The sequence below is a fragment of the Comamonas sp. SCN 65-56 genome (genome assembly GCF_001724135.1).
In the GTDB taxonomy this organism is placed as follows: domain Bacteria; phylum Pseudomonadota; class Gammaproteobacteria; order Burkholderiales; family Burkholderiaceae_C; genus Comamonas_C.
In genome coordinates, this window is record NZ_MEDS01000008.1 from 69,012 (window position 1) to 83,242 (window position 14,231).

Below are 14,231 nucleotides of genomic sequence, written 5' to 3' on the forward strand. Positions count from 1 at the left end.
AATCATGCCGTCTTGCACTATTCTGCCCGCTCAGACACTGATTCAGGAGACTTTCCCATGCGCTGGATACGCACGCTTTGCTACAGCCTCGGCCTGAGCGCCGCCTTCATGGCCCCCGCCGCGATGGCGCAGCAAACCTTCGTCAACGTGCTCACGGGCGGGCAAAGCGGGGTGTATTACCCGCTGGGCGTATCGCTGGCGCAGATCTACGGCAAGACGATACCCAACGCGCGCGCCACGGCGCAAGTGACCAAGGCCTCGGCCGAAAACCTGAATTTGCTGCAGGCCGGGCGCGGCGAACTCGCGTTCACGCTGGGCGATGCGCTCTCGGACGCCTGGAAAGGCGACGCGGATGCGGGCTTTGCCAAGAAGCTCGACAAGCTGCGCGGGCTTTCCGCCACCTACAACAACATCATCCAGATCGTCGCCAACGCCGATTCGGGCATCAAGACGCTGGCCGATCTGAAGGGCAAGCGCCTGTCGGTGGGCGCGGCGCGCTCGGGCACCGAGCTCAACGCGCGCGCCATCCTCAAGGCGGCGGGCATCACCTATCAGGATCTGGGCAAGGTCGAATACCTGCCGTTTGGCGAATCGGTGGAGCTCATCAAGAATCGCCAGTTGGACGCCACCTTGCAGTCCGCCGGCTTGGGCGTGGCGTCGATCCGCGACCTCGCCACCTCGGTGAAGATCATCGTCGTGCCGGTGCCCGCCGACGTGGTGGCCAAGGTGAGCGACCCGGCCTACCAGCCCACCGTGATTCCGGCCAACACCTACACCGGCCAGACCGAGGATGTGGCGACGGCGGCGATTCCCAACTTCCTCGTGACGCACTCAGGCGTCTCCGACGAATTGGCCTACCAGATGGCCAAGCAGCTCTACGCCAACCTGGACACGCTCTACGCCGCGCACAACGCCGCCAAGGCGATCAAGCTGGAAAACGCGGTCAAGGGCATGCCGGTGCCGCTGCACCCGGGCGCCGAGCGCTACTACAAGGAAGTCGGGCTGATCAAGTAAGCCCGCATACCCGGTTTCTGGCCCCGCATCCGGGGCCTTTTTTGATCCTGGCGCAAATACCATGAGCGATCCCGACATCGAACACGTGCCCATGCGCGGTGCCGCCTTCTGGGTGGCCGTGCTGTTTTCCTGCTTCCAGATCTGGACGGCGGCATTCCAGCCCATGTCCAGCCAGGTGATACGCGCGATCCACGTCGGCTTCGTGATCTGGATGGTGCTGATTCTGTACCCGCCATTCAAGGGGGCCCGTCCGTCGCTGGCGCGCATCGGCCGCATTGCAGGCTGGGCGCTGGGCCTGCTGGGTTTTGCGTGCAGTTTCTACTACTGGGTGTTCGAATCGGACCTGACGGCGCGCGCGGGCGAGATCGTCGGCTGGGACTGGTTTGTCGGCATCGTGATGCTCGCGCTGGTGTTCGAAGCCACGCGGCGCGCGATGGGCTGGGGCCTGCCGGTGATCTGCGGCATCTTCCTCGCCTACGGGTTGTTCGGCCAGTATTTGCCGGGCGTGCTCGCGCATCGGGGTTATGGCGTGGATCAGATTTTGAGCACGCTATCGTTCGGTACCGAAGGCATCTTCGGTACGCCGACCTACGTCTCCTCGACCTACATCTACCTCTTCATCCTGTTTGGCGCGTTTCTGGAGCAGGCCGGGATGATCGATCTGTTCACCGACTTTGCCATGGGCACCGTCGGCCACACCAAGGGCGGGCCGGCCAAGGTATCGGTGATTTCCTCGGCGCTGATGGGCACGATCAACGGCTCGGGCGTGGCCAACGTGGTGACGACCGGCCAGTTCACCATCCCGCTGATGAAGCGCTTTGGTTACGCCCCGGCGTTCGCGGGCGGCGTGGAGGCCACGGCCAGCATGGGCGGGCAGATCATGCCGCCGGTGATGGGGGCGGTGGCCTTCATCATGGCCGAAACCATCAACGTGCCCTACGTGGACATCGTCAAGGCCGCGGTGATCCCGGCCATGCTCTACTTCTTCACCGCGTTCTGGATGGTGCACCTGGAAGCCGGGCGCAAGGGGCTGCTGGGCCTGCCCAAGGACGAATGCCCGAACCCCTGGACGGCGGTGCGCCAGCGCTGGCACCTGCTGCTGCCCTTGATCGGCCTGGTGTGGCTGCTGTTCGCCGGCTACACGCCGATGTTCTCGGGCACCATAGGCCTGGCGCTCACGGTGGTGCTGATCTTCGGCTCGGCCGTGCTCACCGGCGTCAGGCGCACCACGCTGCGCGTCGTCTTCTGGGTGCTGCTGGCGCTGGCGTGCAGCGGCTTCTTCAAGTTTGGCGTCGGCACCTTCTTTGTCGTCACCGCCGCACTGGTGGCACTCACCTACATCCGCCACACCGGCAAGGATGCGCGCAAGCTGGCGATCACCGCACTGGCCGATGGCGCACGCCATGCACTGCCGGTGGCCGCGGCCTGCGCCATCGTCGGCGTGATCATCGGCGTGATCAACCTCACGGGCGTGGCGGCCGAGCTGGGTGGCCAGGTGATCGCGATCGGCGAGAACAACCTCTTCCTGGCGCTGTTCTTCACCATGGTGATCTGCCTGGTACTGGGCATGGGCATACCGACGATCCCCAACTACATCATCACCAGCTCGCTGGCCGCGCCGGTGCTGCTCAAGCTGGGCGTGCCGCTGCTGGTGTCGCACATGTTTGTCTTCTACTTCGGCATCATGGCCGACCTCACGCCGCCGGTGGCGCTGGCGGCCTTCGCGGCCGCACCGATCGCGAACGAGAGCGGCATGAAGATCGGCTTCCAGGCGGTGCGCATCGCGATTGCCGGTTTCATCGTGCCCTACATGGCGGTCTACGACCCGGCGCTGATGGCGCAAAGCACCAGCGTGCTGGCGATCGCGTGGGTGACGTTCAAGGCCATCGTCGCGGTCTGTTTCTGGGGCGCGGGAGCCATCGGCTACCTGCGCGCGCCACTCAACTGGTTCGAGCGCCTCTTCGCCATCGCCGCCGCATGCCTGCTGGTGGCCGCGATCCCGTGGACCGACGAGGCCGGTATGGCCTGTTGCGTGCTGTTCCTCGCCTGGCACTTCTGGCGCACGCGTAGGCCCGCGTCGGCCAAGGCCTGAGCCGTGATCCTCGGCATTTGCCTGGCCCTGGCGGCTGCGACGCCCGCCGCACCTGTCTTCATCCCCACCACACGCTTCACGCTGGCGTGGACGCATTCGATAGAAAAGCAGCGCTGGGAAGAAGACTACGTAGTGCACGCGGGCGAGCCGCCGCGCCTGAAAGCGGGCCAGGCGCGCATCCGCGGATCTGCTGCCGGGATGGAGCCCCCACCGGACGCGAAGCTTGAACACGGCTGGTACGTGTACCAACCCGCGCGCTGGCCGGTGACGCCGCTGCGCCTCACACGTTCGCAATTCACCGCCGATTTCGATCTGTGCGTCGATGGTGCATGCCGCAGCATGAGCGCCTACCTGCCGTCAGATCACGGCATCACGCTGCTTTCCCCCTGCTCTCACGCCGAATGAATTTCGCCGCGCTGCTGCTGCCCGACTTTTCGCTGATCCTGTCGGGCTACCTCGTCTGCCGAGTCACGCCGCTGAACCGCAGCGTCTGGCACTCGGTCGAGCGGCTGGTGTACTACTTTCTCTTTCCCATCCTGCTGTTTCTCTCCATCGTCAAAACGCCCATCGACGTGGGCGAAGCGTCCAGCCTGATCGCGGCGGGCCTGCTGCTCAGTGGCGGCGGCATCGCGCTCTCGTGGCTGATGCCGCATCTGCCGCTGCTCGGCCCCAAGATCGACGCGCGCGACCACGCGGGCGCGGCGCAGGTGGCGTTTCGCTTCAATTCCTACATCGCCCTGGCGCTGGCGGCTCGCCTGGCGGGCGAAGCGGGTTCGCAGGCCGTCGCCATCCTGATCGGCGTGTGCGTGCCGCTCATCAACGTCGCCGCCGTCTGGCCGATGGCACGCCAGAGCGAAAGTCGGGTGCTGCGCGAGCTGGCGCGCAACCCACTCATCATCGCCACCGTCTGCGGCCTCATGTCCAATCTCGCGGGTCTCACCTTGCCGGGCTGGCTCACGCCGTCGCTGCAGCGCGTGGGCTCCACTGCCGTGCCGCTGGGGCTGATGGCGGTGGGCGCAGGCATGCAGTGGGGCTCGCTGCAAACCAGCCGCGCGCTCACGGCGGCGCTGCTGGCGATTCGCCACCTGCTGATGCCACTCTGGGGCTGGCTGCTGGCGCGCCTGCTCGGGCTGGAGCCCGTGGCCGCGACGGTGCTCATCGCGTTTGCGGCGCTGCCCACGGCATCGAGCTGCTACGTGCTGGCGGTGCAGATGGGCTACCGCGGGCCGTATGTGGCGGGTCTCATCACACTGTCGCACATCGTGGCGTTGGCAAGTTTGCCGCTGGCGCTCGGGTTTTTGTCCTGAAACGATAGCTGCTCGCGATTTACCAGCAAGCGCTAGAGGCACTTTTAAATGCAAGGCACACATCGCCCCCATCCCTGCCTTCCCCCAAAGGGGGAAGGAGCAAGACCGGTGCACCCTGCTTTTTACCCCCTCCCCCTCTGGGGGAGGGTTGGGGTGGGGGCCAGCGGCGCTCGCCGCCGCAACCAAACTCGGCAAGGCGCACGCCGCCCCCTTCCCAGCCTTCCCCCAGAGGGGGAAGGGGTCAAGAGCCAGCGGGGCGCATCAAGGGGTTTGCATCAAAGCCCAAACCACATGCTCGCGCACCAGCGCGCTCGGATGGGCTAGCCGCGCGCGCAGCGCCGCGCGGATCGCTTCGGCTTCGTCGCCACTCGCCACTCGCAGTGCGTTGCCCAGCGCGACGGCCACGTTGCGCAGCCAGCGCTCGTGGTTGATGCGCCGTATCGGTCCACCCTCGGTGCGCTTCAAGAACGTCGCCTCGTCCCACGCCAACAGATCAACCAGCGGCTGCCCCACCAGCCCCGCGCGCTCGTCGAAATCGGCGACCTCGCTCTCTTGCGCGTACTTGTTCCACGGGCAGATGGTCTGGCAGTCGTCGCAGCCATAGACGTGGTTGCCCATCTGCGCGCGCAGATCCTCGGCAATCGCGCCCTTGTTCTCTATCGTCAGATAGGAGATGCAGCGGCGCGCGTCCACCACGCCGGTGGCGACGATGGCCTGCGTCGGGCAGACGTCGATACAGGCGGTGCAGGTGCCGCAGTGGTCGGTGACGGGCGCGGTCTCCTCCAGCGCGAAATCGACGTAGATCTCGCCCAGGAAGAAAGCCGAGCCCGCATCGCGCGAGAGGATGAGCGAATGTTTGCCCTGCCAGCCCTGGCCGCTGCGCGCCGCCAGCGCTTTCTCCAGCACCGGCGCTGAATCGCAGAACGCGCGGTGGCCGAACGGCCCTATGGCCTCGGCGATGCGATCGCACAGCTTTTGCAGCCGCCCGCGCAGCACCTTGTGGTAGTCGCGCCCCCTCGCATAGAGTGAAACCACGCCTTCGCCCGGGCGGGTGAGCCGGGCAAGTTCCTGCGCCTGCCAGTCATCGGGCACATCGCGCGGCAGGTAGTTCATGCGCACAGTGATCACGCTCAGCGTGCCGGCAATCAGCTCGGCCGGACGCATGCGCTTGGTGCCATGCTTGTGCATGTAATCCAGATCGCCGTGGTAACCCTTGGCGAGCCAGTCAAGAAAATCCGGCTCCACGGCAGACAAATCCACGCCCGAGACCCCGATTTGGGAAAATCCCAACTCGCGCGCCCAGCCGCTCATTTGCAGCATCAATGTGTCGCCATCGACCATTCCCCGATTGTAGAAATGCCCCCTCCCCCCGCCACACCCGCCCCGGCCGACACCCTCACGCTGCACTGGTCATCCGAAGCCGACACCGAGCGCTTCGCCCGGCGCCTGGCGCGCGCGCCGCAATTGGCCAACGCCTTCATCGCGCTGCATGGCGATCTGGGCGCGGGCAAGACCACACTGGTGCGCCACCTGCTGCGCGCGCTCGGCGTTGCCGGGCGCATCAAGAGCCCGACCTACGCGGTGGTCGAGCCCTACACCGCAGGTGAGCTGTCCATCTGGCATTTCGACTTCTATCGCTTCAGCGACCCGCGCGAGTGGGAGGACGCGGGCTTTCGCGACCTCTTCGCCAGCCCGGGGCTGAAACTGGCAGAATGGCCACGAAATGCAGGAAAGTGCTTGCCTGATGCAGACTTGGAGCTTGAAATTCAGGTGAATGATGATGAAAATAGGCACGTCACGCTGCGCGCGGGCACGCCACTGGGCCACGCGCTGCTGAGCGAACTGGCCCGCCCATGCGCACACCCTTGACCCCAACTCCCCTGCACCGACGCACGGTGCTGCAGGCGGGCTCGCTCGCCCTGCTGCTGGGCAGCGCGCAGATCGCGCGTGGCGCCAGCATCGTCGCGGTGCGCATCTGGCCGGCGCAAGACTATTCGCGCGTCACCATCGAATCCGACCAGCCCTTGAGGACGCAGCAAACCTTCGTGCCCGAACCGCCGCGCCTGGCCGTCGACATCGAGGGCATGGACCTGAACCCGCAGCTGCGCGAGCTGGTCGGCAAGGTGCAGCCCGACGACCCCAACATCGCCGCAATCCGCGTCGGGCAGTTTCAGCCTGGCCTGGTGCGTCTGGTACTCGATCTCAAGCGCGAGGCGCGGCCCCAGGTCTTTTCGCTGCCGCCGGTGGCCAGCTACCGCAACCGGCTGGTGCTGGACCTGTACCCGGCGCAGGCCCTGGACCCGCTGGCTACCCTGATCGCCGAGCGCTCGGGCGGCGCCACGCCCGCCGCCAACGAGGGCGAGAGCGACCCACTGGGCGCGCTGATCCAGCGCCAAGCCCAGGCTGACGCACCTGCGGCAGACAAGCCCACACCGGCACCGGACACCACCATCGCCCGCAGCGAGCCACCTGCGCCACCAGCCACCACAGCCACCACACCCACCCGAAGCGGCGGCACCGACCGCATCATCATCGTCGCGCTCGACCCGGGCCACGGCGGCGAAGACCCCGGCGCCATCGGCCCGCGCGGCACGCACGAAAAGGACGTCGTGCTCAAGGTGGCCCATCTGCTGCGCGAGCGCATCAATGCCACCAAAATCGACGGCAACCCGATGCGCGCCTACATGACGCGCGACGCCGACTTCTTCGTGCCGCTGGCCACGCGCGTGGCCAAGGCACGGCGCGTGCAGGCCGATCTTTTCGTCTCGATCCACGCCGACGCCTTCAGCAACCCCGACGCCCACGGCGCCAGCGTTTTTGCGCTCAGCCAGGGCGGCGCCTCCAGTTCTGCCGCGCGCTGGCTCGCGAACAAGGAAAACAAGGCCGACCTGATCGGCGGCGTGAACGTCGGCGTGCAGGACCGGCACGTGCAGCGCGCGATGCTGGACATGAGCACCACCGCACAGATCAACGACAGCCTCAAGCTCGGCGGCGTGTTGGTGGGCGAGATCGGCGCCATGGCCAAACTGCACAAGCCCCGCGTGGAGCAGGCCGGTTTTGCCGTGCTCAAGGCACCCGACATTCCCAGCGTGCTGGTGGAGACCGCGTTCATCAGCAACCCCGAGGAAGAAGCGCGCCTGCGCAGCAGCGCCTACCAGGAACAACTGGCCGACGCGCTGATGCGCGGCATCGTGCGCTACTTCGCCAAGAACCCGCCGCTGGCGCGCAGCCGCACCGTATAGCACGCACGAATCTCCCCGCTCATTGAGCGATGTCAAAACCGGGGTGAATTTCGAGAAACATTTGGTCGCATTGCCGCTTCAGCGGGTGATACTCGCCGTTACACAGCACTCCTGAGTCCGGGCCATGCAGCTAAACCTTCCGGTCACCCAGCAGGAAAACGACTGGGACGACAGCACCATGATCGTCTCCGCCACCGACACACGCGGCTATATCACCCACTGCAACGACACCTTCGTGCACGTGAGCGGCTACAGCCTTGAAGAGCTGGTGGGTGCCAACCACAACATCCTGCGCCACCCCGATGTGCCCGCGCTTGCCTTCAAGGACCTGTGGCGCACCATAGGCCGCGGGCGCCAGTGGACGGGCGTGGTGAAGAACCGCTGCAAGAACGGCGACCACTATTGGGTGACGGCCAACGTCGCGCCCATCATGAAGGGCGGCAAGCCGATCGGCTACCTCTCGGTACGCACCAAACCCAACCGCGCGGAAATCGCCGCGGCCGAAGCACTCTTCAAGGCCGTCAACGAAGCCAAAGACCCTGCCACCCTGCCCGTGATGCTGGAAGGCGGCGTGCTCTGGCGAAAGGGACTGGCGGGTGTGTGGCAACGCCTGGCGCAAACCAGTCTGGGGCAGCGCCTGAGCGTCGGACTCGCCCTGCTCACGCTGCCCGCCCTGCTGCCGCTGGCGCTGCCGCTTCAAGGCTGGGCGCTGGCGGTCGTGCAGTGGAGCGTGCTGGCCGCAGGCGCCGCGGCGTTGGGTTGGTGGTTTCATCGCAAATTCGATGGCGACATGGAGCAGGTGCGCAGCTTCACCGATGACCTGGCCGCCTGCAATCTCGCCACCACCGCCCCCCAGGGTGCGCTGCCACCGCTGTCGGTGCAGGCACGCAGCCTGCAGCAGATCCAGATCGCGCTGCAGGCGGTGGTGGGCGACGTGCAATCGCAAATCGGGCGCTTCAGCCGGGCAGCGCAGGAGATCACCCAGGGTGCGCGCAATCTTTCCGAGCGCACCGAAGCCCAGGCCGCGCAACTGCGCGAGACGACAGACAGCATGGATCAGCTGACGCAGACCATGCACCAGACCAGCAGCACCATGGAGCACATCGCCGCGCAAAGTCGCGACAGCAGTGCCGCTGCCGCCCAGGGTGCAGAGGCCATGCAGCAGGTGGACGCCTTCATGCAAGCGATCACGGCCTCGTCGCGCCAGATGCACGATATCGTCGGCACGATAGAAGGCATCGCCTTTCAGACCAATCTGCTGGCGCTGAACGCCGCCGTCGAAGCCGCACGCGCAGGAGAGCAGGGCCGCGGCTTTGCCGTCGTCGCCTCGGAGGTGCGCAACCTGGCGCAGCGCAGCGCCACCGCTGCGCGCGAGATCGGCGAGCTGATCGCGCGCAGCAACGGCCAGATCCGCCAGGGCACGGACACCATGCAACAGGCCGTGCAGACGGTGCAACGCGTCTCGGCCAGCGTGCAGCAAGTGGGCCAACTCATCCACGAATTCGGCAGCGTCAGCCAGCAGCAGGAGCAAGGCATCGCCCACGTCAACCAGGTCGTCGCGCAGCTCGACGAAATGACCCGACAAAACGCCGCGCTGGCCCAGCAATCGTTTGACGCGGCGCAGCAGCTGCAGGCCGGGGCGCAAGGGCTGAAGCATTCCGTGGATGTTTTCCGGATGCGTTGATCGTGCAAAACATTGGTCAAAATAGGCTCTAGCGCTTGACTGCAAAGAGCTGGCAGCTCCTTTTTTTAAACATACCCACCCAAAAAAGCGCCCCACCCAGCGGTAACCGGGTGGGGCCTTCTCACTCGTGTGCGCCTTGGTAAGGCGCTTTCACTGGGGACAAACTGTACGCGCCAGGGCACGGATTGTTTTACTGAATCAATCCATCATTTCTGCATTTTTAAAATATTTTTCTGATTTTTTGAAATTGATGGAATAATTTTCGAAATGGACAAATTAGATCGGAAAATTCTCTCCGTCTTGCAAGCCGACTCCCGCGCCAGCCTGCAGGAAATCGGCGCTGCCGTCGGCCTGAGCCCCTCGCCCTGCTGGGGCCGCATCAAGAAGATGGAAGAAGCCGGCGTGATCACCGGCTACACCGTGCGCCTGAATCCGCTGGCACTGGGCCTGGCCGAGACGGTGCTGGTCATGGTCACGCTGGACAGCCACTCGGACAACACGCTGGAGAAATTCGGCCAGGTGCTGGCGACGATTCCGGAGATCGTCGAAGCCCATTTGGTCTCGGGCGAATACGACTACCTGCTGCGCATCGTCGTCAAGGACACGCGCGACTACGAGCGCCTGCTGCGCGAGAAGCTCTACAAGATCAAGGGCATACGCCACAGCCAATCCAGCTTTGTGCTGCGCACGCTCAAATCCGCCGATCTGCCGCTGGACGCATAGCTCGGCAGCCGGAAACCCGCGTCATATCAGGGTAAACCCACCTGTTATATGCCTCCGGGCATAGTCAGTATGACCTCCCAAGGCTGGCATTGCGGTCGCAAGCGTCGCACCATCGGGCATTCACCCTGAACGAGGCAGCAGGTCGCGCACATACGGAGAACTCCATGACAGAAACCGCTCACACATCTCCCATCCGCTTCTACTTCCAAGGCCAGGTCGTCAGCGTCACCGGCGTGCAGACCACGCGCTCGCTGCTGGACTGGATGCGCGAGAACCGCCGCCAGATGGGCACCAAAGAGGGTTGCAACGAGGGCGACTGCGGCGCCTGCACCGTGGTGCTGGGCGAGCTGGATGCACGGGGCGAGCTGCAATTGCAATCGGTCAACGCCTGCATCCAGTTCCTGCCGACGCTCGACGGCAAGGCCTTGTTCACCGTCGAAGACCTCGCAGGCCTGGCGCCTTCCGGCAAGGACGGAAAGCCTGCATTGCACCCGGCGCAGCAGGCGATGGTGGAGTGCCACGGCTCGCAATGCGGCTTTTGCACGCCGGGCATCGTGATGACGCTTTGGGGCAACTACGAGCAGCACCTGCAGGACGGCACCCGGCCGACGCGCCAGCAGCTCGCCGATGACCTCTCCGGCAACCTGTGCCGCTGCACCGGCTATCGCCCGATTCTGGACGCCGGCCAGCGCATGTTCGATCTGCCCGAGGCGCGCCTGCAGCGCAAGGCCGTGGTCGATGCGCTGCAGACCATCCAGCGCGCCAAGGCGCTGGACTACAGCGCCGCCCACGCGACACCCCAGGGCCTGCGCACCGACCACTTTCACGCGCCACAAACCCTGGATGAGCTGGCCCGTTTGCGCGCCGACAAACCCAAGGCGCGCGTGCTGGCGGGCTGCACGGATATCGGCCTGTGGGTCAACAAGGCCTTGCGGGACGTGGGCGATCTGATTTACGTTGGCAACGTGACCGAGATGCGCAAAATCGAGGAGCGCGACGGTCAGCTCTGGATAGGCGCTGGTGCGTCACTGGAAGACGCCTGGCGCGCACTGGTGCTGCGCGCGCCCAGCCTGATGGACGTCTGGCTGCGTTTCGCCTCCCTGCCCATTCGCCACGCGGGCACCATGGGCGGCAACGTCGCCAACGGCTCGCCCATCGGCGATGCCCCCCCGATACTGATGGCGCTGGACGCTTCGGTCGAGCTGCGCAAAGGCAGCGCAGTGCGCAGCCTGCCCTTGCCCGAGCTGTACCTGGACTACATGAAGAACGCCATGCAGGAGGGCGAGTTCCTGCAGGCCATCACCGTGCCGCTGGCGGCATTCGGGCGCCAGGTGCGCGGCTACAAGATCAGCAAGCGCTTTGATTGCGATATCTCGGCCATCAGCGCCGGCATGGCGATCGAGCTCGACGGTGACATCGTCAAGAGCGTACGCCTGGCCTATGGCGGCATGGCGGGCACCGTCAAACGCGCGGCGCAGGCCGAGGCGGCGCTCACCGGCAAACCCTGGACGCAGGAGGCGGTGCGTGCGGCCCAGCAGGCACTCGCGCTGGACTACACGCCCATGACCGATATGCGCGCGAGCAACGCCTACCGCCTGCAGGTGGCGCAAAACCTGCTGCAACGCCTGTGGCTGGAAACCCGCGCCGTCGCGCCGCTGGCCAGCCATGCAACCAATGTCTTCAGCGTGCTGCCGCACGCCGCCGTCGTCTGAAGGGGACCACCATGAACACCCGTGTTGCCGAAGAACTCCTGCGCAAAGGCGAACCCTTTGCCAACTACCAGCACAACCTCAAGGCGCGCTTCAACGCCACGGCCGAAGCGAATGCGCTGAGCGAGGGCGTGCGCGTGGGGGTCAGCCGCCCGCATGAATCGGCCGAGCTGCATGTCACCGGCACCGCCACCTATTGCGACGACATTGCCGAGCTGACCGGCACGCTGCACTGCGCGCTCGGGCTCTCGCCGATTGCCGCCGGCAAGCTGCTGGCGAGTGACCTGGCAGCCGTGCGCGCCATGCCGGGCGTGGTGCGCGTGTTCACCGCTGCCGACATCCCCGGCGAGAACAACTGCGGCTCGGTGCTGCACGACGATCCCATCCTCTGCGATGGCGAGATTCGCTACCTGGGCCAGCCGGTGTTCGCCGTGGTGGCCGAAACGCGCGATCAGGCGCGCCGCGCGGCGGCGTTGGCCAAGACCGTGCTCAAGACCGAAGCCGCCGAACCCGTGCTCACGCCCCGCCAGGCGCACGAGCAGCAGCGCTATGTGGTGCCGCCGATGCAGCTCACGCGCAGCGTCTCGGGCAAGGACGAAGCCGGCATCCGCGCTGCGATTGAAAGCGCACCGCACCGCCTGACCGGCAGCCTGGACGTGGGCGGGCAGGAGCAGTTCTACCTTGAAGGCCAGATCAGCTACGCCCTGCCCAAGGAGGGCGACGGCATGCACATCCATTGCTCGACGCAACACCCGAGCGAGATGCAGTTTCTCGTCGCGCATGCGCTGGGTATCCAGGCGCATGCGGTGCTGGTTGAGTGTCGGCGCATGGGCGGAGGCTTTGGCGGCAAGGAATCGCAATCGGCGCAGTTCGCCTGCATCGCCGCAATGGCCGCGCGGGCATTGAACCGTCCGGTCAAGCTGCGCCTGGACCGCGACGACGATTTCATGATCACCGGTCGGCGCCACGGCTTCTGGTACGAATACGACGTGGGCTACGACGACGCCGGCCACATCCTCGGCGTGACGCTGCAAATGGTTTCGCACGCCGGGCATTCGGCGGACCTTTCCGCCGCGGTGATGACGCGCGCGGTCTGCCACTTCGACAACGCCTACTGGCTGCCGGAAGTGGCCATGCACGGCTTTTGCGGCAAGACCAACACCCAGAGCAATACCGCGTTCCGGGGTTTTGGCGGCCCGCAGGGCGCAATCTGCGTCGAGTACATCCTGGACAGCATCGCGCGCACGCTGGGCAAGGACGCGCTGGCGGTTCGCCGCGCCAATTTTTACGGCACGAGCGAGCGCAACGTGACGCCCTACCGCCAGACGGTGACGGACAACATCATCGAAGAACTGGTCGACCAGCTGGAGGTCAGCAGCGACTACCAGGCACGCCGCGCCGAGGTGGCTGCCTTCAACGCAGGCAGCGAGGTGCTCAAGCGCGGTCTGGCGCTGACCCCCGTCAAGTTCGGCATCAGCTTCAACGTCAAGCACCTGAACCAGGCGGGCGCGCTGGTGCATGTGTATCTGGATGGCTCCATCCTCGTGAACCACGGCGGCACCGAGATGGGCCAGGGCCTGAACACCAAGGTAGCGCAGGTGGTGGCGCATGAGCTGGGCGTGAATTTCGAGCGCGTGCGCATGAGCGCCACCGACACCAGCAAAGTGGCCAACACGTCCGCAACGGCGGCCTCCACCGGCGCGGATCTCAACGGCAAGGCGGCGCAGGATGCTGCGCGCCAGATCCGCGAACGCCTGGCGGCCAACGTCGCACAGCGCCACGGCGGCACGGCCGAAGACGTGCGCTTTGCCAACGACAAGGTGCTGGCGAACGGCAAGGAACTGGACTTCAGCGCCGTCGTCGCCGACGCGTATCTTGACCGCGTGCAGCTCTGGTCCGACGGCTTCTACGCCACGCCTGGCCTCTCCTGGGATGCCAAGACCATGCATGGCCGCCCGTTCTACTACTACGCCTACGGCGCGGCCGTGAGCGAAGTCGTCGTCGATACGCTCACCGGCGAATGGAAACTCTTGCGCGCCGACCTGCTGCACGACGTGGGCCAGTCGCTCAATCCTGCAGTGGACATCGGTCAGGTCGAGGGCGGTTTCATCCAGGGCATGGGCTGGATGACCATGGAAGAGCTGGTCTGGCATCCCAAGAGCGGCCTATTGATGACGCACGCGCCCAGCACCTACAAGATCCCGACGGCCAACGACTGCCCGCCGGTGTTCAACGTCAAGCTGTTTGAAGGCCGCAACGCCGAAGACGCCATCCACCGCAGCAAGGCGGTGGGGGAGCCGCCGCTGCTGCTGCCGTTCTCGGTGTTCTTCGCGATTCGCGAAGCGATTGCCGCTGTCGGCAGCCACAAGGTCAATCCGCCGCTGCAGGCACCCGCCACCAGCGAGGCCATTCTGCGCGCCATCACCGCGGTCCAGGCGGGCTGAACCCTGCAGCGACGCA

11 protein-coding genes are annotated in these 14,231 nt (G+C 65.8%); 10 read left to right on the forward strand and 1 reads right to left on the reverse strand.

Annotated elements, in window-relative coordinates:
- Positions 1 to 57 precede the first annotated feature (57 nt).
- The 4 genes from ABS45_RS05660 to ABS45_RS05675 all read left to right on the forward strand — a co-directional run bounded on the left by ABS45_RS05660 (position 58) and on the right by ABS45_RS05675 (position 4,413).
- Positions 58 to 1,014, forward strand: coding sequence for a TAXI family TRAP transporter solute-binding subunit (locus ABS45_RS05660; protein WP_291553909.1), 957 nt, complete (start codon positions 58 to 60; stop codon positions 1,012 to 1,014).
- Positions 1,015 to 1,075: 61 nt separating this feature from the next.
- Positions 1,076 to 3,106, forward strand: coding sequence for a TRAP transporter permease (locus ABS45_RS05665; protein WP_291553912.1), 2,031 nt, complete (start codon positions 1,076 to 1,078; stop codon positions 3,104 to 3,106).
- Positions 3,107 to 3,109: 3 nt separating this feature from the next.
- Positions 3,110 to 3,511 (forward strand): DUF1850 domain-containing protein, encoded by a 402-nt coding sequence (locus ABS45_RS05670; protein WP_291553915.1) that lies wholly within the window; start codon positions 3,110 to 3,112, stop codon positions 3,509 to 3,511.
- Positions 3,508 to 4,413, forward strand: a complete 906-nt coding sequence (locus tag ABS45_RS05675; RefSeq protein ID WP_291553918.1) for an AEC family transporter — start codon at positions 3,508 to 3,510, stop codon at positions 4,411 to 4,413. The genes ABS45_RS05670 and ABS45_RS05675 overlap by 4 nt, the downstream gene beginning before the upstream one ends.
- Positions 4,414 to 4,674: 261 nt before the next feature.
- Here the strand turns inward: ABS45_RS05675 and queG are convergent, their stop codons facing one another.
- Positions 4,675 to 5,724, reverse strand: a complete 1,050-nt coding sequence (gene queG, locus ABS45_RS05680; protein WP_291554318.1) for a tRNA epoxyqueuosine(34) reductase QueG — start codon at positions 5,722 to 5,724, stop codon at positions 4,675 to 4,677.
- Between the two features lie 45 nt (positions 5,725 to 5,769).
- Between queG and tsaE the strand changes: the two genes are divergently transcribed.
- The 6 genes from tsaE (at position 5,770) to xdhB (ending at position 14,215) form a co-directional block, all read left to right on the forward strand.
- Positions 5,770 to 6,282, forward strand: coding sequence for a tRNA (adenosine(37)-N6)-threonylcarbamoyltransferase complex ATPase subunit type 1 TsaE (tsaE, locus tag ABS45_RS05685; protein WP_291553920.1), 513 nt, complete (start codon positions 5,770 to 5,772; stop codon positions 6,280 to 6,282).
- Entirely contained in the window at positions 6,279 to 7,655 is a 1,377-nt protein-coding gene (locus ABS45_RS05690) for an N-acetylmuramoyl-L-alanine amidase (protein ID WP_291553923.1), read from the forward strand. The genes tsaE and ABS45_RS05690 overlap by 4 nt, the downstream gene beginning before the upstream one ends.
- Before the next feature lie 124 nt (positions 7,656 to 7,779).
- Complete coding sequence (locus ABS45_RS05695) at positions 7,780 to 9,339, forward strand: methyl-accepting chemotaxis protein (protein WP_291553926.1); 1,560 nt, start codon at positions 7,780 to 7,782, stop codon at positions 9,337 to 9,339.
- Positions 9,340 to 9,606: 267 nt separating this feature from the next.
- Positions 9,607 to 10,062, forward strand: a complete 456-nt coding sequence (locus ABS45_RS05700) for an Lrp/AsnC family transcriptional regulator (protein ID WP_291553928.1) — start codon at positions 9,607 to 9,609, stop codon at positions 10,060 to 10,062.
- Positions 10,063 to 10,226: 164 nt separating this feature from the next.
- The gene (xdhA, locus tag ABS45_RS05705) at positions 10,227 to 11,774 is read left to right on the forward strand and encodes a xanthine dehydrogenase small subunit (RefSeq protein WP_291553930.1); all 1,548 of its coding nucleotides are present in this window, start codon (positions 10,227 to 10,229) and stop codon (positions 11,772 to 11,774) included.
- An 11-nt stretch (positions 11,775 to 11,785) separates the two neighbouring features.
- On the forward strand, positions 11,786 to 14,215 hold the full coding sequence (gene xdhB / locus ABS45_RS05710) for a xanthine dehydrogenase molybdopterin binding subunit (protein WP_291553959.1): 2,430 nt from the start codon (positions 11,786 to 11,788) through the stop codon (positions 14,213 to 14,215).
- Positions 14,216 to 14,231: the final 16 nt, after the last annotated feature.